At 52.3% G+C, this 20,563-nt stretch carries 18 protein-coding genes and 3 tRNA genes; 18 read left to right on the top strand and 3 right to left on the bottom strand.

Annotation, left to right across the window (positions count from 1 at the left end; genetic code table 11):
- Nucleotides 1–16: 16 nt before the first annotated feature.
- From J2Z18_RS29585 to yajC, 11 genes are all read left to right on the top strand, one after another.
- Nucleotides 17–93, top strand: a tRNA-Arg gene (locus J2Z18_RS29585).
- A 49-nt stretch (nucleotides 94–142) separates the two neighbouring features.
- Nucleotides 143–222 (top strand) — tRNA-Leu (locus J2Z18_RS29580).
- 10 nt (nucleotides 223–232) lie between these two features.
- Nucleotides 233–306 (top strand) — tRNA-Pro (locus J2Z18_RS29575).
- 135 nt (nucleotides 307–441) lie between these two features.
- Nucleotides 442–1,155: a BofC C-terminal domain-containing protein gene (locus tag J2Z18_RS29570; protein ID WP_007133158.1), complete on the top strand. Its 714-nt coding sequence runs from the start codon at nucleotides 442–444 to the stop codon at nucleotides 1,153–1,155.
- A gap of 339 nt (nucleotides 1,156–1,494) precedes the next feature.
- Nucleotides 1,495–1,998, top strand: a complete 504-nt coding sequence (gene ruvC, locus J2Z18_RS29565) for a crossover junction endodeoxyribonuclease RuvC (protein WP_210095746.1) — start codon at nucleotides 1,495–1,497, stop codon at nucleotides 1,996–1,998.
- Nucleotides 1,995–2,612 (top strand): Holliday junction branch migration protein RuvA, encoded by a 618-nt coding sequence (ruvA, locus tag J2Z18_RS29560; RefSeq protein ID WP_210095745.1) that lies wholly within the window; start codon nucleotides 1,995–1,997, stop codon nucleotides 2,610–2,612. Before ruvC ends, ruvA begins: the two co-directional genes overlap by 4 nt.
- A 34-nt stretch (nucleotides 2,613–2,646) precedes the next feature.
- Nucleotides 2,647–3,654, top strand: coding sequence for a Holliday junction branch migration DNA helicase RuvB (gene ruvB / locus J2Z18_RS29555; protein WP_077569201.1), 1,008 nt, complete (start codon nucleotides 2,647–2,649; stop codon nucleotides 3,652–3,654).
- A gap of 57 nt (nucleotides 3,655–3,711) precedes the next feature.
- The gene (locus J2Z18_RS29550; RefSeq protein WP_028404990.1) at nucleotides 3,712–5,793 is read left to right on the top strand and encodes a SpoIID/LytB domain-containing protein; all 2,082 of its coding nucleotides are present in this window, start codon (nucleotides 3,712–3,714) and stop codon (nucleotides 5,791–5,793) included.
- Nucleotides 5,794–5,799: 6 nt separating this feature from the next.
- Nucleotides 5,800–6,831, top strand: a complete 1,032-nt coding sequence (gene queA, locus J2Z18_RS29545) for a tRNA preQ1(34) S-adenosylmethionine ribosyltransferase-isomerase QueA (protein ID WP_007133164.1) — start codon at nucleotides 5,800–5,802, stop codon at nucleotides 6,829–6,831.
- 19 nt (nucleotides 6,832–6,850) lie between these two features.
- Nucleotides 6,851–7,990 carry a tRNA guanosine(34) transglycosylase Tgt gene (gene tgt / locus J2Z18_RS29540; RefSeq protein WP_007133165.1) on the top strand — a complete coding sequence of 380 codons (1,140 nt, stop codon included), beginning with the start codon at nucleotides 6,851–6,853 and terminating at the stop codon, nucleotides 7,988–7,990.
- Nucleotides 7,991–8,038: 48 nt separating this feature from the next.
- Complete coding sequence (gene yajC / locus J2Z18_RS29535; RefSeq protein ID WP_007133166.1) at nucleotides 8,039–8,341, top strand: preprotein translocase subunit YajC; 303 nt, start codon at nucleotides 8,039–8,041, stop codon at nucleotides 8,339–8,341.
- Between the two features lie 87 nt (nucleotides 8,342–8,428).
- On the opposite strand, the gene J2Z18_RS29530 is transcribed toward yajC, so the two are convergent.
- A complete protein-coding gene (locus J2Z18_RS29530; RefSeq protein WP_007133167.1) occupies nucleotides 8,429–8,818 on the bottom strand; it encodes a TIGR04086 family membrane protein in 390 nt (129 codons plus the stop codon).
- Nucleotides 8,819–9,266: 448 nt separating this feature from the next.
- On the opposite strand from J2Z18_RS29530, the gene J2Z18_RS29525 reads away from it, so the two are divergent.
- Nucleotides 9,267–10,214 (top strand): DUF421 domain-containing protein, encoded by a 948-nt coding sequence (locus tag J2Z18_RS29525; protein ID WP_007133168.1) that lies wholly within the window; start codon nucleotides 9,267–9,269, stop codon nucleotides 10,212–10,214.
- Here J2Z18_RS29525 and spoVB read toward each other — a convergent pair.
- The gene (gene spoVB / locus J2Z18_RS29520; protein WP_210095744.1) at nucleotides 10,211–11,809 is read right to left on the bottom strand and encodes a stage V sporulation protein B; all 1,599 of its coding nucleotides are present in this window, start codon (nucleotides 11,807–11,809) and stop codon (nucleotides 10,211–10,213) included. The two genes, J2Z18_RS29525 and spoVB, sit on opposite strands and share 4 nt — an antisense overlap.
- Before the next feature lie 204 nt (nucleotides 11,810–12,013).
- Here spoVB and J2Z18_RS29515 point away from each other — a divergent pair, with 204 nt between their 5' ends.
- From J2Z18_RS29515 to J2Z18_RS29490, 6 genes are all read left to right on the top strand, one after another.
- On the top strand, nucleotides 12,014–12,274 hold the full coding sequence (locus J2Z18_RS29515) for a post-transcriptional regulator (protein ID WP_007133170.1): 261 nt from the start codon (nucleotides 12,014–12,016) through the stop codon (nucleotides 12,272–12,274).
- Between the two features lie 131 nt (nucleotides 12,275–12,405).
- Nucleotides 12,406–13,656 carry a protein translocase subunit SecD gene (secD, locus tag J2Z18_RS29510; protein WP_007133171.1) on the top strand — a complete coding sequence of 417 codons (1,251 nt, stop codon included), beginning with the start codon at nucleotides 12,406–12,408 and terminating at the stop codon, nucleotides 13,654–13,656.
- Nucleotides 13,646–14,566, top strand: a complete 921-nt coding sequence (gene secF, locus J2Z18_RS29505) for a protein translocase subunit SecF (RefSeq protein WP_210095743.1) — start codon at nucleotides 13,646–13,648, stop codon at nucleotides 14,564–14,566. The genes secD and secF overlap by 11 nt, the downstream gene beginning before the upstream one ends.
- A gap of 96 nt (nucleotides 14,567–14,662) precedes the next feature.
- Entirely contained in the window at nucleotides 14,663–15,631 is a 969-nt protein-coding gene (locus J2Z18_RS29500; RefSeq protein ID WP_007133173.1) for a cation diffusion facilitator family transporter, read from the top strand.
- A gap of 60 nt (nucleotides 15,632–15,691) precedes the next feature.
- On the top strand, nucleotides 15,692–18,091 hold the full coding sequence (gene recJ / locus J2Z18_RS29495) for a single-stranded-DNA-specific exonuclease RecJ (protein ID WP_210095742.1): 2,400 nt from the start codon (nucleotides 15,692–15,694) through the stop codon (nucleotides 18,089–18,091).
- A gap of 26 nt (nucleotides 18,092–18,117) precedes the next feature.
- Complete coding sequence (locus J2Z18_RS29490; RefSeq protein WP_007133175.1) at nucleotides 18,118–18,633, top strand: adenine phosphoribosyltransferase; 516 nt, start codon at nucleotides 18,118–18,120, stop codon at nucleotides 18,631–18,633.
- Between the two features lie 330 nt (nucleotides 18,634–18,963).
- On the opposite strand, the gene uraA is transcribed toward J2Z18_RS29490, so the two are convergent.
- The gene (gene uraA, locus J2Z18_RS29485; protein WP_007133176.1) at nucleotides 18,964–20,265 is read right to left on the bottom strand and encodes a uracil permease; all 1,302 of its coding nucleotides are present in this window, start codon (nucleotides 20,263–20,265) and stop codon (nucleotides 18,964–18,966) included.
- Between the last annotated feature and the right edge of the window lie 298 nt (nucleotides 20,266–20,563).

Genomic DNA, 20,563 nt, shown 5'->3' with positions numbered 1-20,563 from the left:
GTCGTCCGCTCCATTTGCGCCCTTAGCTCAGCTGGATAGAGCGTTTGACTACGAATCAAAAGGTCGGGAGTTCGAATCTCTCAGGGCGTGCCATTGATTGATGTGCGCATTCATCATGAATTAACTTAATGATTATCCTTACGCCGGTGTGGCGGAATTGGCAGACGCGCGCGACTCAAAATCGTGAGGGAAACCGTGGGGGTTCGAGTCCCTTCACCGGCATTTTAAATAACGGGACGTAGCTCAGCTTGGTAGAGCACCTGGTTTGGGACCAGGGGGTCGCATGTTCAAATCGTGTCGTCCCGATTGAAACAAGGACCATTTTCAGAATTTCTGAAGATGGTCCTTTTGTCGTTGCGCACTTTCGGTACAAGGGATGTCTGAATAATTTGGCAGCCTTGCGGTCACAATATGAAAAACATTGAATAGAAGGGGATAACCTTGAGTGTTTTTCAATTCCTAAGAAAAGTGTTCCGCAAACGACGGAGACGCTGGAGACGGGCCATCTGGTCCAGTTCGATCCTTGCAGCGGCCATGATCTTCATTTGGTCTGGCCAGACGCTGAAGGATCAAATGAATATGCTGCTCACCGATAGCCGCGGTGAAAAACCGCTCGCGCTCGAGACGATGCATTATTTGCAGATGGAAGAAGAGAAGCAAGAAGAGCGGACTTCCGAGCAGAGAAAGTTTATGCAGGAACTGAACGCATCAAAGGGGAAGAAGAAAGTACATCTGCGCACTACCTATGTATGCGGGGTTGAAGAGCAGAATATCGGGCGCCTGAATGCAGACGGCATCTATGAACTGATGAATAAAAACCCATTATGGCAGGGCCGCCTGGATGACAAAGGGGAAGTTTGGCTGGAGCAAACGGTATCCGATCTCTCCCCCAACTGCAAGAAGCAAGCGTACATGAGCGTGGATGCAAGCGGAAATTTAACTTTGTTTGAGGGACCTCCCGAAGAAGAGAAGGTTCTCCGCACCTTTTTCCAATTAGATATCGGTTCGATGGAGTCCTCCTTGCCAAAGGATGTCATCCAGCAGCTTCAGGAGGGGATCCGGATTCAGGATATGGATGAATACAACAGCGTCTTGTCGACGTTTAGTGATTATGCGCGGGATATGGCTGAAAATGTGATGAAGCCCAGCTCCTGAGCGAATCCGGGCGAACCGGGTCGACCGTTTTTCGACAATGCCACATTTTTGCTGCTCTATTGTTACACCGCAACACCGCAACTGTCTGGTGCTGATCTGCACCGGGCAGTTTTTCTTTTTCAGTTGCGCGCAGCAGGCCATGCGGTCAAGAACGGAGCGCAATTTATCCGCCCACAAGCCTAATAGAAGCCTCCCTTAAAAAAGGAATCATAAGCTTAGGGTAACAATGTGAAAATAGGCACAAGAAAAGGTTCAAAGTTTTTCCTCAACTAAAGGTCGATCTTTTGTTATAATGGGAGAACGATACATATGTTCGCTTCATCAGAGGAGAGGTTAGTATTGCGTATTTTAGGCATTGACCCGGGGATTGCCATCGCTGGCTTCGGGTTTATTGATAAGACGGGGAGCAAGGTGTCGCCGGTGCAGTACGGCTGTATCCAGACCGAAGCGCATACGCCCGAAGAGGAAAGACTTCATCAGGTTTATGAGGGCATGCTGCAGTTGATTGATAAATATGAGCCGGAAGCCGTGGCTTTCGAGAAGCTTTTTTTTAACCGGAATGTAACGACGGCGATGACGGTATCCCAAGCAAGAGGCGTGCTCATTCTCGCAGCCGTTCAGCGGGGACTCCCCATTGCCGAGTACACGCCTATGCAGGTTAAGCAGGCGATTGTAGGCTATGGGAAGGCGGAGAAGAAACAGGTACAGGAGATGGTAAGGATGTACCTGAAGCTTGCGAGCATACCGAAGCCCGACGACGTGGCTGATGCGCTTGCTGTCGCTATATGTCACGCCCATTCCTATACGTTAAATTCCAGATTAAACGAGGTATTGCGAAAATGATTGATTTTTTACGTGGACAAGTCGTCCATCTCGAGAGTGAATATATCGTGCTGGATGTGCATGATGTAGGGTATCGCATCTTCTGCCCGAACCCGTATGCCTTCGCCAAAATGGAAGGAGTCGTCACGGTGTATACCCACCATCATGTACGCGAGGATGCGATTCTGCTGTTCGGCTTCCCGACACGGGAAGAGCAGCGGTTATTCCGCAAGCTCATCGAAGTATCCGGCATCGGCCCGCGGGTGGCGCTCGGAATATTGGGCGGCGGCTCGCCGGATCATGTGGTATCGGCCATCTTCCAAGAGAATATTTCATTTCTGATCAAGCTGCCGGGCATCGGGAAGAAGACCGCCCAACGCATGATTTTGGATCTGAAGGACAAGCTGGACGGCTTCAGCGATGCCGCCATGGCGACAGGACTGTTCGCCCTGCAGCAGGAGCAGCCGGAAGAAAGCGGTTCGGCTTGGACAGAAGCCCGCGAGGGGCTGAAGGCGCTCGGGTACACGGACAGCGAACTGGATAAAGTATGGCTGAAGATTAAGGATTCCATAGGCAGCGGAGAATCGGTCGATGTATTGATGAAACGGGCACTGCAGCAGCTGTATGCCGGTTAATAGCGTCGTCTGCAGGAGAGGAGTTTAACTTAAGATGGACGATCGAATTATTACTGCGAATTTAATGATGGAGGACCAGGCGGTAGAGCTCAGCCTGCGTCCCCGGTATTTGGCCGAATATATCGGACAAAATCAGGTAAAAGAGAATTTGAAAATCTATATCGAGGCAGCGAAGATGCGCAAGGAAGCGCTGGACCATGTGCTGCTGTACGGTCCCCCGGGACTGGGGAAAACAACCCTTGCGAACATTATCGCCAATGAGCTTGGCGTAAATCTGCGTACGACCTCGGGACCCGCCATCGAGCGTCCCGGCGATTTGGCTGCCCTTCTTACGAATCTGCAGGAGGGCGATGTTCTTTTTATCGACGAAATCCATCGGTTGCATCGGACGGTCGAGGAGGTCATGTATCCGGCAATGGAGGATTTTGCGCTGGACATCATGATCGGCAAAGGGCCGAGCGCACGCTCGGTCCGGCTGGATTTGCCGCCCTTCACGCTCATAGGCGCCACCACGAGAGCAGGATTGCTCTCCGCCCCGCTGCGCGATCGCTTCGGGGTTGTCAGCCGGCTGGAATTTTACACGGTGGATGAGCTAAGTTATATCGTGTCCCGCGGCGCGGACATTTTAGGTATCGAAATATTAGGGGATGCCGCAGAGGAAATTGCCCTTCGTTCGCGGGGGACGCCGCGGATTGCAAACCGGCTGCTGAAGCGGGTCCGCGATTTCGCACAGGTACGAGGCGACGGGATGATTACGACCGACATAGCAAAGGAAGCGCTGAGAATGCTGCAGATCGACCCGATGGGGCTTGATCTGATCGATCATAAAATGCTTCATGCCATGATCAAGAGCTTCCGCGGCGGGCCGGTCGGCCTGGATACGATCGCGGCTACGATCGGCGAAGAGAGCCAGACCATCGAGGACGTGTACGAGCCGTATCTGCTGCAGATCGGGTTCCTGCAGCGTACACCGCGGGGGCGGGTCGTGACACCGAACGCATACCATCATTTAGGCATCCCGGTTCCGGAGGATCGCCGTTAGAAGTTTTTGGACAATAGCTTATCATTCTATCCTTACAGCTCCAGGAGGTTTGTAGACATGAATATAAAGGGGAAGAAGTCATTTCTCCGCAGAACTGCCGCAGGCATGGCGGCAGCTGCTCTTGCCGCAAGCATTTGGGCCGCACCTGCCGCGCACGCTGCCGCCCCGTCACTTGACACGATTCGGGTAGCGATGTTCCTGGATCTTGGAAGCCAGTACAGATCCACAGTGAATGCCGTTACCCTGCAATCCGAGGAGGCCCTGACGGTTGCATTAGACAATGCCGGAGCCCAGGACGCGATGACAAGCATACCGGCTAACCAACAAACGCGCATGAGCGTCGATTCTTACCGGGTGAAGGTACTGGAGACGACAGATTGGAAAACGGCTGCCGAAGCCGCCAAAAAGCTGCAGGCAACGAGCGATAAACCAATGCTGTTTGTGGACGGCAAGGTGTACAAGCTGTATACGGGCATGTATGCATCGGAGAAGGCTGCATCCGATGCGGCAGCGAGAACAGCCAAGACGGCGGCTGCCCATTTGAACGGTCAGACCCCTTCGGTACGAGGCGGACTCCATCTGTCCGCAGGCTCCTTCGCAACGGAAGCGCAGGCGGAAGCAGCGCGTGCAGCCTATGCTGCTGCCGGCGTTGACGCATTTAACGTCATGACCCAGGCAGGTTATGAGGTCTGGGTCGGGGAGGCTGCCAATGCATCGGCTTTGGCCGCTGTCCAGCAGCAAGCCGCTGCTGCAGCGCCAAATCCCCTTGTTGAGACGAATACCAAGACCCCGGGATTGATCCTCCGCAGGGACGCCGGTCTGAACCTGGCGGCTGCTCAAGAAGTTCAGCACTTTATGCTGTCAGGTGAGCTGGCCACGCTCAAGGTGTCGGGGACAGCGGGCACCGGAATCCATGTGAAAGAACGTTCCGACCGAACTTACCGCGGAGCGATGGAGATCGGCAAGAAGAACGGGCAATTGTATTTGGTTAATGAGCTGCCGTTCCAGCAGTATCTATATTCGGTGGTAGGAGCCGAAGTGCCTTCCTCATGGGGGGCCGAGGCTTTGAAGGCACAAGCCGTTGCCGCAAGAACCTATGCGCTGTTCCAAGGAACCAAGTTTGAGGTCGCCAATGTCGTCGATACAACGCTGAGTCAGGCTTACTACGGTACGGCCTACGAGTATCCGAGCGTCGTGCAGGCGGTGGACGCCACTGAGGGAGAAGTCGTCATGAAGGACGGCAAGCTGGTCGAGACGGTGTTCTCCTCCAACGCGGGAGGCATGACCTCTGACCCTGCAGAGGTATGGGGCAATGCCAACAATGTATTCGCGGCAGTCGAGAGTCCGGGCGATACGTCGGCACAAGCCGCGTTGAAATCGTGGTACCACGTTCTTCTGCCCAGCGGGCTCACGGGCTATGTCCGGGAAGATAACGTGAAGGAGACAGGCAGCAAGACTGCTGCAGGCCTCCCTTATATGACCGTTACGTCTAAGGACACGAATGTGCGTCCGCTGCCCCTGATTCAATCCGATGCTAAGCCTGTAGCCCAAATGAATCCGGGCGATACGGCGGTCGTTCTGGACAAGGTGGCGGAATCGAACAGCTATGCGTGGATTCGGGGCCCGTTCACGTCCGAGCAGCTGCTGGCTTCGCTGAAAGGGAAGACGTCTAGCGCCCTCCCTTCAGCCATAACGTCGCTGACGGTGACCGAGCGCGGTCCTTCAGGCCGGGTTTTGTCCGTCAACGCCAATGGCCAGCAGCTGGATGTGAAGTACCCGGATGTGTACCGTTCGGCATTTAACGGATTGCCCAGCACCTTGTTTGATATTGAACCGACCGGAAGTTATACTGTATTGAGCGCGAATGGTGCAGAATCAACGGTTTCGTCCGGAGAGAGCGTTACGGTTGTCTCAGGCAACGGAAGCGCCAGCGTAAAGGGCGCCGGTACCGTTATTTTGAGCGGTGAAGGACAAGCCAGAGCCGTTGACAGCAAGGCTGGCTTTAAATTTACGGGCAAAGGGAACGGCCACGGCCTGGGCATGTCCCAATGGGGCGCCAAAGGAATGGCGGATCAAGGGTATGATTATAAGCAGATCCTGCAACACTATTACCGCGACACGATTATTACGAAGGAATGACCGATCATGAATGTGGATTTATACGATTTTGAATTGCCGGAGCGTTTGATTGCGCAGACTCCCTTAAAGGAACGCAGCGCTTCCCGGCTTCTTGCCTTGAATAAAGAGGATGGAGCGATGTCCCACGGGACCTTTGCCGATATCGTTGGTTTTCTGAATCCGGGTGACACCCTCGTTCTTAACGATACCAAGGTCATCCCCGCCCGATTGTTCGGCGAGAAAGAGGAGACGGGTGCGAAAGCTGAGGTGCTGCTTCTGAAGAACCTTGGGGAAGACCGCTGGGAAGCGCTTGTCAAGCCGGGCAAGAAGCTGAGACGGGGAAGCACGATCTCCTTCGGAAACGGGAAGCTCAAAGCCGTTATTGAAGAAGAGGGGGAAATGGGCGCTCGGACGCTTCGATTCACCTATAAAGGAATTTTCCAGGAGATCCTGGATGAACTGGGCCAGATGCCGCTGCCTCCTTACATTAAGGAGAAGCTCGATGACCGTGACCGGTATCAAACCGTGTATGCCCGGAATGAAGGCTCCGCGGCTGCTCCGACGGCAGGACTTCATTTTACGGAGGCTCTTCTCGACGAGATTAAGGCCAAAGGCGTGAATATCGCTTTTATTACGCTGCATGTCGGGCTTGGAACTTTCCGCCCGATGTCCGTTGAGCGGGTTGAGGATCATGTCATGCATGAAGAATACTATTCCCTCTCCAAGGAAACGGCTGAGCTCCTCAATGAGACCAAGCGTCGGGGAGGAAGAGTAATCGCGGTAGGAACGACGTCTTGCCGAACGCTCGAAACCGTGGGCCAAGCTCATAAGGGAGGCCCTCTCAGCGAGAGCAGCGGATGGACTAGCATTTTTATCTATCCAGGATACTCATTTACCGTGGTGGATGCGCTCATTACGAATTTCCACCTTCCCAAATCGACGCTGGTCATGCTCGTAAGCGCGCTGGCCGGACGCGAGCATATTCTGGAAGCTTACCGTGAAGCAGTCCGGCAGGAATACCGCTTCTTCAGCTTTGGGGACGCAATGTTTATTTATTAACTTCGGAGGTTGGTTGGACATGGCAGCTGCTGTTACGTACGAACATATAAAAACCTGCAAGCAGTCGGGAGCGAGGCTGGGAAGGGTTCACACCCCCCACGGCGTGATCGATACGCCGACGTTTATGCCGGTCGGCACGCTTGCAACCGTCAAAACAATGAGCCCGGAAGAGCTGAAGGCGATGGATGCCCATATCATTCTGAGCAATACCTACCATCTTTTTCTTCGCCCCGGGCATGAGATCGTCAAGGAGGCAGGCGGGCTGCACAAATTCATGAATTGGGACCGGCCCATCCTGACCGACAGCGGCGGATTCCAGGTATTCAGCCTTGCGGAAATGAGAAAAATTTCGGAGGAAGGCGTGCATTTTCGATCCCATTTAAACGGAGACAAATTGTTCATCTCCCCGGAAGTAGCGATGGAGATTCAAAATGCGCTCGGCTCCGATATTATGATGGCATTTGATGAATGTCCGCCTTACCCGGCGGAATACGAATACGTGAAACAATCCACTGAACGGACCTCACGCTGGGCCGAGCGGTGCCTTCAAAGCCATGCCAGACCGAAGGATCAGGCGCTCTTCGGAATCGTCCAGGGAGGGATGTACGAAGATCTCCGCCGGCAAAGCGCCGCTGATTTGACTTCCATGGATTTCCCGGGTTATGCTATTGGTGGACTTAGTGTGGGAGAATCGAAGCAGCTGATGTATGAAGTGCTGGATTACACGGTGCCCCTGCTGCCGGACAATAAGCCGCGCTATTTGATGGGAGTCGGATCACCCGACGCTTTGATCGAGGGCTCGATTCGTGGCGTGGATATGTTCGATTGCGTGCTTCCGACACGGATTGCCCGTAACGGAACAACGATGACAAGTCAAGGCCGTCTTGTCGTTCGAAATGCTCAATACGCCAGGGATTTTGGACCGCTGGATCCGGAATGTGACTGCTACACTTGCCGTAACTACTCGCGTGCGTATCTGCGTCATCTGATCAAGAGTGACGAGACGTTCGGGCTTCGTTTAACGACGTATCACAATCTTCATTTCTTGCTCGATCTGATGCGGAAAGTGCGTCAAAGTATTATGGAAGACCGTCTGCTTGATTTCCGCGATGAGTTTTTTGACAAGTACGGCCTTCATGATAATGAAAAAGGTTTCTAAGTAAGCTAATGACCCATGGGGTTTGTCGTTGAAGGGGGGGAAAGAAATATGCTTGATCAACTCGCAGCAGCACCGAATCAAGGCGGCGGAGGTCTTCTTGGCTTGATTCTGCCGTTCGTTCTGATGTTCGTCATCTTCTATTTCTTGCTGATTCGTCCGCAACAGAAGAAGCAGAAGCAGAGAACTGCAATGCTGAGCGCTTTGCAGAAAGGCGATAAAGTGGTAACTATCGGTGGCCTTCACGGTACGATTGTGGAAATTACCGATGATATCGTCGTTTTGAAAGTGAATGATGTAACGAAGTTGACGTTCGATCGCAATTCGATCAGCCATAGTGTAAACAATACGTAATCCTCAAGGCATACATATGTCCTTCGAGGGACTTGATTTGCAAGCGAAAGGCCGACTCTATTCTGGAGCCGGCCTTTTTGCTTGCTTTTATTTTTTCAAGTTAACGCCGAACATGCCTCCGATCGCACCGGCGATAAAGACGGTGGCCAGCAGGGTCAGGTCTCCAAGCGCCAGCGAGCTGTCCAACGCAAGGAATCCGATAGCAAGCAGCGTAACGCCGTACAGAAGCCCGGTTAAGCAGCCGTAATACCAGCCTCTGTTTCCTGCACGCTTTCCGCCAACACAGCCTCCGATAAACGCGGAAAGAGCATGTACGAGAAAGGTGTAGAACGATAAATCCTCTTCCGTCAAGCCGCTGCTCCACAGCAGGAGGGAGAGCGCCAGCGCGCCAAGAAACATCCAAAAAAATGAATACAAAAGACCTGAAAGAATGGGATTGGTAACGCGAAAGGTGAATACTCGCCGGATCGGTTCCATGAATCGTTCCCCCTTAACGAATATATTAGTGCGAGTTCAAAAAGTCGGTTTTTCAGCACCGAAGCTTATGCTTCCGAAGTGCGTTTTTTCAAAACGCTTTAGGTTAGATAAAGCTAGGGCCTGAGGAGCGGAGCTACACGTTTTCTCAGAAAACGTCTTCGAAAGCATCTGCTAGTTTTGGGTACGTGAGCATCGGAAGGCCCGGCCGAATTCAAGATTCGATGCCGGGTACTTCTTGATTCACTGCGTGATCAAAAGACGACTTTTTGAACAACCTCTATTAGTAAATATTGTATGGCCAAGCCTGGTCAGATAGTACAACGGAAACCGCCAAATTCGATATTTGTAAGATTGCCATTAATTAATCGTCAATCTTCGAATGGGAATGGATGCCGAAGGTCAGAATAGCTGTACATGAGAATGTTCGACCAGCTAGGAGGGATTGATTATGTCTCATATTACGATTCTGATACTGCGGACGATTCTGATGTATGCGGTTATTTTTGTGACGATGCGCATTATGGGAAAAAGAGAGATCGGAAAGCTGTCCATATTCGATCTTGCCATCTCGATTATGATTGCAGAGATTGCAGCGTTTGTTCTGGAGGATGTCAACAAGCCGATTTGGGAAGGTCTCGCCCCGATTATCGTCCTCGTTGGGATTCAAGTGGGGCTGGCCTATCTTGGATTAAAATTTCGAAATATCCGTCTGTTGGCTGACGGCAAGCCTAGCATCCTAGTATCCAAGGGGAAGCTTCACCGCAAGGAGATGGCGAGGCTCCGCTACAATCTGGATGATCTGATGCAGCAGCTTCGCGGCAAGGATATAGACAGCCTGGCCGATGTAGAGTTTGCAATATTGGAAACGACCGGTCAGCTAACCATTATTCCTAAAGACAAAGAGGATGCAGCAGGCTCCTCGGCCAGCTCCTCAGGCTCGGATGATCAGGGCGGGGTTGTCGTGTCCGGCAGCGAGCAGGACAGCTCTGGATCCAGCAGCACGGCTTCCAGGTCCGATGCGGAGGCTTCCGTAGGTGGCAGTCAGCAGGGCATTTCCGGATCCAACAGCAACCCTTCGAGTTCCGGCAGCGGCTCTTCCACCTCCACCGGTGGTGCTTCCTCTGGTAACGGCAACGGGCAAACCATGTCCACCCGCAGTGCTTCACAAGAGGCAATTATCGATATTCCTTACCATAAGGTTACCTATGAAGGGATGCCGATCCCGCTGATCATGGACGGAAAGGTGCAAGATGAAAACCTGAAGCTCATCGACAAAAACCGGCCATGGCTCCAAGGCGAAATCCGAAAGTATGGTTTTAACGATTTCGAGGATGTATTCCTCTGCTCCATTGATCATAAGGGACGGATCTACCTCGACGGGAAAGAGCAGGATTAACGGCGGCTGCTGCGGTTGAGCCAAGCTCCCACCACGGGAACGCGCTCCAGATCGCGCGGCGTCACCAGTCTGGTCATAAAGATGACGGCCAAATAGACGGCGAAGCCTACGGTAACGGACGTAAGAAATTGAAGCCATGGCTGTGTACTAAACGGCAGATGGTTATATCCATAGAGAATCGAAGCCCCCATGATCAGCATGACGGCCGCCGTTTTGATGTAATCGAGCCAACGGAAGCGAAATCCGATCAGCCGGGACAGACTGAAGCCGTGCAGCACGGTGACCGCAACGCTGTTCACGAGAATGGCTATGACCGCCCCCTTGATGCCGAAGGCCGGATTGGATGCCAGATAGACGATCAGGCTCATTTTAATCAGGGCTCCGATCAAAGTGTTGACAAGGGCTCTTCCTGGCCGATCCAGCGCCTGCAGCGCTGCTTGTAGCGGGGACTGCACGTAAAGAAACAGCGCGAAGGGAGCCATTATTTTAAGCATGGTTCCGACCTCCCGGTTATCGTACAGAAGCAGGCACAGCGGTTCGGCCAGGACATACATAACAACGGCAAAGGGGGCGCCTGATACGAGAGCCAGTCGAAGTGACTGGTTCATCCGTTTATGTATGGTCACCCGGTCATTACGCGCGGAGGCCTCCGAGAGAGAAGGAACCAGGGAGATGGCGAGTGATACCGTGAGCGCCCCCGGAAGCAGCAGCAGCGGTATGACCATCCCCTGAAGGGCGCCGTATTGGGCGGTCGCGACGGTTGTAGCGATGCCGGCCAGAGCAAGGCTGCGGTTCGTAAGAATGGTTTCAAGCAGGTAGGAGAAGGAGCCTACCATTCGGCCTCCGGTGACCGGAATCGCGATTCCTGCCAGCCGCTTCAGAATCCCTCGGGTTGTATCCGCTGATTCTTTTAACCCGGATGTGTCCGGAGGAGGCGATTTGGGCAGGAGCTTGCCGTTTCGGCGCTCTTCGCCGGCATACTGCAGCAGCAGGGCAACCATCCCGATCAGTTCGCCTACGGCAGTGCCAAGCATTGCTCCAGCCGCTCCGTACTCGATGCCTTTAGGCATGAGGAGATGGGCAAACCACAGCATGCATACGATTCGGACGATCGTCTCGATGACGGAGGAGCTCGCGGAGGGAATCATGTTTTGTTTGCCCTGGAAGTAGCCCCTGTATACGGAAGAGACCGCGATGATAATAAGCATGGGCGTCATGCTGATGAAGGTCTGGAACACCCGCTCGTCCGGCAGGAGGACCCCCGTGACCCAAGGAGCCAGCAGCAGGCTCAATCCCATAAAGAGCGTTCCGGCTGTCAGCGTCAGCATCAGGCTGACTTGGAGAATTTGCTTGGAAGCATCCCGCTTTCCGGCGCCTTCCGCTTCGGCGACCATTTTGGCAATGGCAAGCGGAATTCCGCCGGTAATGATCGTAACAAGAACGATAAAGAAGGGATAACCGAGCTGGTAAATGCCAACGCCTTCCGGACCGATGATTCGTGGCAGGGCGATGCGGGGAATGAAACCGAGGATACGGTTCAGTATGCCTGCAGCTAGTAAGATTAATGTTCCTTTGATAAACGATTGCTTGTTCACTGTCCATCCCACTCCCTGGTTGAGGCTGAATTTAAGGGCTTGTTTTCCTGTATGAACCGCCAAATTAACGTTATTCTTATGGATATGCCCTACCTGTCCCATATGATGACTTTACTTTTTGACGCGGTCATGGTACGAATAGAAGTAAACAGGCTTTAGGAGTCGAATCTATCAAAGGAGACGACAGGGAGGAGGCTATACGTCATGGAACAACTGACACCTATGACCGAGGACGAATTGATGAGCACCATCGAAATGGTATGCCAAAGCAAAGTCGAGGAGATGCACCTCATAGGCTACGAGCACGTGACGACGGATGATATCTGGAACTGCGTCAATAGCAAATATGAGAAGGAAGGCGTTCCGTCCCTCCATAAACTGGTCAACGATATCTTATCTTTAAAGGCAATGAGCTTAATGAATTATATGACAATATCAGCATATAAGGGATCGTCTTTCGATTAATGAAAGAGGTCCCTTTTTGCCTTGCCGTATATATGATTGATCCTCATCCCGACAAATTTTGATAAATTGACTGGGTTTTATGACATCGCTATAATAGGAATATTGAGTAAAAAGGGGGAAAAAGGGACGGCATGAAAAGAATCATCAGTTTCATCGTTACCGTGCTCGGGCTTACCATTATAATGGCCGTTACAACTCCAGGCTTGCTGAAAGATGTCCGCCTAGGTCTAGATCTGAAGGGCGGCTTTGAAATACTCTATGAAGCAGAGCCGTTGATGGAAGGGCAGCAAGTCACGAAAGAAGCATTGCAGGAAACTGCGAAGAGCCTGCAAAAGCGCGCAGATGCGCTCGGCACAACAGAGCCGGAGGTTACACCGGAAGGAACCAACCGCATTCGTTTGAAAGTGGCCGGCGTGACGGATGAGGCCGAGGTTCGGAAGACGATGAAGGAACCTGCAAACCTTACATTCCGAAGCAATGACGGCTGTAAAGAAGGCGAGGAGTTCTGTAAAATCGAGCTTCGGGGCAATGATTTTGTGGAGAATGGCGCATCCATTGCCTATGACCAACTGAATCAGCCTATGATAGACATTAAGGTGAAAGACAAAGCAAAGTTTGCTGAAATTACGGAACGCCTGCTCGGTCAGGAATTGGCAATCTTTATGGATGACCAGCTGCTGTCCGCTCCGACGGTACAAGCCGTGCTGACGGATGGTTCCGCTCAAATTACAGGTAGTTATACGCTGGATGAGGCGAAGCAAATCCGCGATACGATCAACCTTGGCGCATTGCCGCTGAAGCTGGTTGAGAAGTATTCGCAGAGCGTTGGGGCTACCCTTGGCATGCAGTCTCTAACGAAGACGCTTCAGGCAGGTCTTTTGGCGTCGGTTGCAATCCTGCTGTTTATGATCATCCGATACCGCATTCCTGGCTTGCTGGCAAGCTTTGCACTCATTCTGCATACATGGCTGCTGATTCTCGTGTTTGTATGGGCAGACTTTACCTTGACCCTGCCGGGGATTGCAGCGTTCATTCTCGGGGTAGGTATGGCGGTTGACGCCAACATCATAACCTATGAACGGATCCGGGAAGAGATTAGAACAGGTAAGAGCGTCGCTTCTGCGGTAAAAGCCGGAGGCAAGTCTTCGCTGCGCGCGATCATGGACTCGAACGTGACGACGATTCTCGTTGCGGCTGTCATGTTCGCATTCGGTACGGGTGCCGTTAAAGGCTTCGCCATCGTATTGATTTTGGAGATCCTTATCAGTATCGCCACGAACGTTTATTTCTCCCGTTTCTTGCTCAATCTACTTGTGAGAATAGGTTGGGCCGGCAAACCGAGCCATTACGGTGTAAAGGAGCGTGACATTCGTGAGCTTTAAGAACTTCAATTATGTCGGCAAAAGTAAAATCTTCTTTATCTTCTCTATTGTCATAACCGTTCTGGGCTTGGTATTCCTGCTGATGCGGGGGCTGAACTACGGCGTTGATTTCCGCTCCGGTTCGAACGTAGACATATCTTTTAAGCAGCAGCTGACGAGCGAACAGGTCCAGCCGGTGCTGAATGAAATCGGGATCGGCGAGGATGCCAGCATCACGGAAGGGACAGACCGCATCAATATCCGGTTCAGCGACGTGCTGAGCGAGGATCAGGACAGCAAGCTGCGGTCGGCGGTTCAAAAGCTGGACCCCTCGGCTACCTTTGAAGTCAACACGGTAGATCCCGAGATGGCTAAGGAGCTTGGACGCAACGCTATCTATGCGGTGCTGCTGTCCTGTATCGGGATTATCATTTATGTCAGCATTCGGTTCGAGTGGCGCTTCGCCCTTGCAGCCATCGTAGCATTGCTGCATGACGCCTTTGTCGTCGTCAGCATATTCTCGATTCTGGGGCTGGAGGTCGACCTTACCTTTATTATCGCGGTGCTGACCATTATCGGTTATTCGATCAATGATACGATTGTTATCTTTGACCGGATCCGGGAAAATCTGCGCTTTGCCAAAATTAAACGCCGTTCCGATTTGGTCGAGCTGGTCAACAAAAGCTTGTCCCAGACGATCGGGCGTTCGATCTATACCGCATTGTCGGTGTTTATCGCTGCATTGTTCATGCTTATACTCGGCGGTGAATCGATTCGGATGTTCTCCTTGGCGATCTGTATCGGTCTCTTGATCGGTGCGTACTCGTCGATCTTCATCGCAAGCCCGTTGTGGCTTGTGCTTAAAGGGAAAAATGTCAGCAACAAGCCGCAAAAAGCAGTGAAGCCGAACAAAGATAAAATCGAGATTTAATCACATCGATCCTATACACATGAAAGCCGCGTCGCAGGCGACGCGGCTTTCAAAAGTTAGCTGCCTTATAGCGTGCATGATTGGGGGGGACCTCAAGTGAGGAACGGACGATCGAACCAAACGGAAGCTGTCCTCTGGACAGGCATTGTGACAGATTTCGCCTTGGCAGTCTTCAAAGGCATTGCCGGCTATCTGTTAAACAGTAAGGCTTTGATGGCAGATGCCATGTATTCGTCAGCAAGCGCTGCGTCGCTGCTGGCGGACCGTTTGCCGCATCTCCGGGTATTCGGGAGAAGCAGCGCTGAACGAAATAAGCAAGGTCCATCCATGCAGTCTGAGTCTGTGATCTCCATCCTAATCGCTGTATTGATTATGATGGGCGGCCTTCAAATCGGAGTTTCCGCGATCCAAACGTTTGCTTCCGGAGTCCCGGAAGCACCGGATAAAACGGCGCTGCTTGCCGTGCTCATCTCATTGGCCATCAATGAAGCGGTATTTCAGTACCAGTATCATCATATGAAAAAGAACAGAGACCATCGACTGCAGTCGATATTGGAGAACCACCGCTTTGCGTTATATTGCTCGATCACGGTCATCATCGGCGTTTTCTTGTCATTCATATCGGGGGTGTATTTTGACGGGTACGGACTTATTTATATGGATTCCGTGGCGGCTCTGATTGTGGCGTGCCTCGTGATTCGCAAAGGGTATATCTCCATCATTCATTCCGTATACGGTACGCTGACGGAAGAGAAGCGGCATGAATTCGAGCCCGAATTTATGGATACGATCCAGCGCGTTCATGGCGTCATTACGGTCGAGAAACTTAAAGTTCAGGAGTACGGCCAGGTTCGCCAAGTCAATCTGGAGGTTATGGTCAGCGTCAACCCGCGCACGTCGGTGCTGGAGGCTCAAGAAATTGCCGAACGCATTCGCAAGCTCCTGACCCATCGGTTTATGCTCGTTTCGGATGTCAAGGTTTCCGTTGTTCCGTATGATCCCGGTTATCCGTATAAGTCGAATTTTGACCTGTTGGACAATGATTCGCCAACACTGCCGCAGTAATCAAGTGATCTATACTTAAGACAGCAGGAAAGCGGCAGGAGAGAGGAAGGTGATTATCCTGTGCTGTATTCCAAATATGAATGGCGGGTAAAAGCCCCGGATCACCATACGGCACAATGGCTCGCAAAGGAAATGTCGCTATCGCCTGTTGTGGCATCATTGCTGGCGACGCGGGGAGTCTTATCCTTGGAAGACGGGAACAGATTCCTGTACGGCTCTTTGGAGCTTACCCATGATCCTTATCTCATGCAGGGAATGCGTGAGGCCGTTCCGCGTATTCGAAAAGCGCTGGAGGATCGGGAGCATATTCTGATCTACGGCGATTATGATGCCGACGGGGTTTCCAGCACCTCGCTCATGATTCAGCTAATGCGTGAGCTGGGAGCCTCCTACGATATATACATTCCTCACCGTGCGAATGAAGGTTATGGTCTACATAATCATGCGCTCGATTGGGCGCACCAGCAAGGCGTGAGCCTGGTGATCACGGTCGATACAGGAATCAGCGCGGTCGATCAGATTGCATATGCGAATGAGCTCGGCATGGATGTGATTGTGACCGATCACCATGAACCGCCGGAGCGGCTGCCCGATGCTTATGCGCTGATCAATCCGAAAATCAAGGCATGCCCCTACCCGTTTAAGGGCTTGGCTGGCGTCGGCGTAGCCTACAAACTGGCACAGGCTCTCGTCGGAGAGCCGCCAAAGGAATGGCTTGAAATCGTTGCGATCGGGACGATTGCCGACTTGATGCCGTTGACAGGCGAGAATCGCGTGCTCGTTAAGCAAGGGATCGAATCGATGCGGTCAACCCGGTATGAAGGCATTCGTTGCCTGCTTGAGGTATCGGGGGTCCAGGTCGAGCAAGTGACGGCTGTCAACGTGGCGTTTGCCATGGCTCCGAGGATTAATGCCAGCGGCCGGCTGGATCATGCCGGCAGGGCGGTTACGCTCCTTACGACGGAGAGCCGGGAGGAAGCAGAGCGGCTGGCGTTTGAGCTGGACGCCTTGAACAAGGACCGGCAGCAGGTCGTAGAAACGATCGTACAGGAAGCGATTGAAATGGTTAACGTCAAATGGGGCGAGCGCTTGCCATCCGTCATTGTACTGGCTGGAGAAGGCTGGAATGTGGGGGTTGTCGGCATTGTAGCGTCCAAAGTGCTGGAGCGGTTCTACCGGCCGGTTGTCATTCTTGGTATCGATCCCGAGACAGGCAACTGCAAGGGCTCTGCTCGTTCCATACCGGGGCTGGACATCTATGAAGCTTTAAGCTCCTGCCGGGACGTCATGGATCATTTCGGCGGTCACCCTTCGGCTGCAGGCATGAGCCTGCACCGGGACCGGCTGGACGAATTTGAACATGCGCTCCAGCAATTCGCTGATGGAGTGCTGAGGGAAGAGCATTTTACCGCAGTTTGCGAAGCGGATTTGGAGTGCAGCATGTCGGACGTCTCGCTTCCCGTCATTGAACAGCTGGAGCTGCTTGGACCGTTCGGGATGGCCAACGCCGTTCCCAAGATCATTTTTCGGGATGTGACCGTACAGGAAGTACGGAAAATCGGCAAGGAAGGCAAGCATCTGAAGCTGCGGATTGCGCAGAAGGGTCAGCAGATCGATGCTCTCTTCTTCGGGAGCGGCCATCTGGCCGATCTGCTGCCGGCTGGCACGGTCTTGGATGTTCTTGGGGAGATGTCCGTGAATGAATGGAACGGCAGCCGCAGACTCCAGCTCTTGATTCAAGACCTTCGGGTGTCTTCCAGACAGGTGTTTGATTTCCGCGGGATTTCTGAGCCTCTAAGTGCCATCAAACGGTGGAGAGTGGAGCTTGCGCCATACCTGCAGTGCTCAGCCGACAGGTCCGCCGTCGTATATGCAAAAGATTCACATCCTGAAATAAAAAGTCAATTGTATGATATGTGCCTTTGGGTATATGATAGGAATGCTGGCATTATGCCGGATAATGATATTGCTGAGAGCAAACCTAAAGAAGACACTTCCGTTTTGTTCGTGCTGGACATACCGGAGAGCGCCGAACAGCTGGATGCGATGATGAAGGCCTTCCACAACGTTCCTAATATATTCATGCTGCATCCGACTCGGAATGAGCGTGAACGATTGCTGATCCCGAACCGCGAACAGTTCAAGCAGCTATATGTTCTGCTTGCCGGCATGGCATCCTCGCCGGTACCGGAGCAGGAAGCGGTGGCGCAGCTGAAGCGGCGAACTTCGCTGTCCTCGCGCATGCTTGCCAAAGCGCTGGATGTATTTGAGGAATTGGTGTTCATCCAGCGGGCCAAGGGATGGATTACCTTTGTTCCGAAACCGGAGAAGAAACCGCTTGATGCTTCCCGGCATTTCCGGGAATTAAGCAATCTTGCGGACATGGAACAGCATTTGCTGCATGCCGGTACTGAACAATTAACCCAGTGGATGATGTCCCGTACTAAAGATGTTTCTTAGCCGTAATGATACAGGAGGAGATTAAGTTGGATTTTAAAGATTATATTCGCGTCGTTCCCGACTTTCCGCAGCCAGGAATCAGTTTTAAAGACATTACGACGCTTCTGAAAAATGGTGAGGTATACCGCAAAGCGATCGAAGAGCTGAAAACGATGGTATCCGACCTCAAAATTGACGTGATCGCGGGCCCGGAAGCGCGCGGCTTCGTTGTCGGCGCACCGCTGGCCTATGCGCTTGGCGTCGGCTTTACGCCGATTCGCAAGAGCGGAAAGCTCCCTTACGAAACGATTGAGGTAGGATATGACCTCGAGTATGGCAAAGATCGTCTGGCTATGCATACCGACGCCATCGAGAAAGGGCAGAATGTACTGATTGCGGATGATCTTCTCGCAACCGGCGGCACCATTTCCACATCGGTTAACTTGATTCGTCAGCTGGGCGGCAATGTGGTCGGCGCTGCATTTATGATCGAGCTTGCAGATCTGAACGGGCGTTCGAAGCTGGATGGAATCGACGTATTTACGCTTATGAAATACGAGTAAACGACAAATTTTCCCGGGAAATAAAAAGGTCCTGAGCGATGGCTCAGGACCTTTTTGTGTTGGTTCAGGAGGCTGAAGAATATGCAGCCGTTAGCTCTCTTTGATCTACATTGAGATATAGCTCTCCCGGAATAATAACCTTCGATGCCATTGAGAAGGCGGTACGGAGAAGGGGTTCAAGCCCTTGATTGAAATATACTTCATGTCCATCCGATCAATGTCTTTATAACAAGGGCACTAAAAGGCTATTGCAACAGAGAATCCCGCAATTGAATATAAAAAAACAGCCGCAGGTTTGCGGCTGTTTTTCATGATGCTCCTTAGACAGCTTTAGTCCGGCGTTTTCTCGGTGATAGGCTGTTCGTTATTCTTTTCGTTAGAGAGGCCCGTTATTTCAAACAGTTTGAAGAGAATAGCGAGGCACATGCCCACGATCGTTGCCAAAGCCATACCTTTCAATTCTACCGTCCAGATCTTCAAGGAAACGCCGCTGATGCCGGTTACGAATACCAGCGTCGCCATAATCATGTTGCTTGCCTTGGAGAAATCGACCTTCTGCTCAACGAAAATTCGCAGGCCTGAAGCCGCGATTACACCGAACAGCAGCAAGGATACGCCGCCCATAACCGGCGTTGGAATATTGGCCACGACGGCCGAGAACGAGCCGGAGAACGAGAGCAGAATCGCAATGACGGCCGCTCCGGCAATGACGTATACCGAGTATACCTTCGTCAGCGCCATGACGCCGATGTTCTCCCCATAGGTCGTGTTCGGCGTCGAGCCGACGAAGCCGGACAAAATGGTGGAGACCCCGTTGCCGAGCAGGGAGCGGTGAAGCCCCGGGTCTTTCGCTAAATCCCTGCCTACAATATTGCTGGTTACGAGCAGGTGCCCGATGTGCTCCACGATCACGACGAGCGAGACCAGAATAATGCTGAAGATGGCTGTAGCGTCGAATACCGGCGTCGTAATTTCAGGCATGGAGAGGAAGCTGGCCTCGGCGATTTTTTCCGTCTCTACAACGCCAAGTGCAAAGGATAGCGCATAACCTACCACGATCCCGATCAGGATATGAATGATTTTGGGAAAGCCCCGGAACAGCACCGATCCGAACACGGTTACGCCGAGCGTTACGAGCGAGATCGTTACCGTTGTCGGATTGATGGACTCTCCTTCTGCAGGGAGTAAGCCGGCCATGTCTGCGGCGACCGGAACGAGCTCCAGACCGATCATGGCGATGATGGCGCCCATGACAGCCGGAGGGAACACAAAGTCGATCCACTTGGTTCCTGCGTACTTGACAATAAGGGCAACCAGGCAGAAGATGACCCCGGTTACGATGAACGCGCCGAGTGCTTTTCCGTAGTTGGCATCCGGGTTGCCATCCAGCACCATCAGAACCGGCGCAATGAAGGCGAAGCTTGAGCCGAGATATGCAGGAATTTTCCCTTTACAGAAAAAAATGTAGAGCAGCGTGCCGATCCCGTTCATCAGCAGGATCATGCCGGGATCCACACCGAACAAGTTAGGAACGAGCACCGTGCTTCCGAACATGGCGAACAAATGCTGAAGGCTCAGCAGGAAACCGGGGCCAAGCGGAAGCTTTTCATCAACCTGAATTTCGCGTTGCAAGTTATTCCACTCCTCTATAGGACTTTAAATATAGGACCGTTCGCGTACGATCTTTAATAGATTAAATACAATCGTTCGTTTTTTCAACAATATTTTTTGCAGTCCGTCAAAAAAGATGCAAGCCTTGTCGAATCCAAGATGTCTATCCGCCAGGAATAGGGCATAATGTATGTAACTGTTAGCGAAACGCTGTCCGTGATTGGAGAAACCCGCATACGGTTGACGTAAACCGCCACAAGCGTCATAATGAGAGGAAAACCATCAAGAGGGAACCTGCACGTTTTGACAAGGGCGGGTT

This window comes from Paenibacillus lactis, assembly GCF_017873605.1.
GTDB lineage: Bacteria > Bacillota > Bacilli > Paenibacillales > Paenibacillaceae > Paenibacillus_AQ > Paenibacillus_AQ lactis.
Note: the sequence above shows the minus strand (reverse complement) of the source record. Positions and strands in the feature narration are given on the sequence as shown.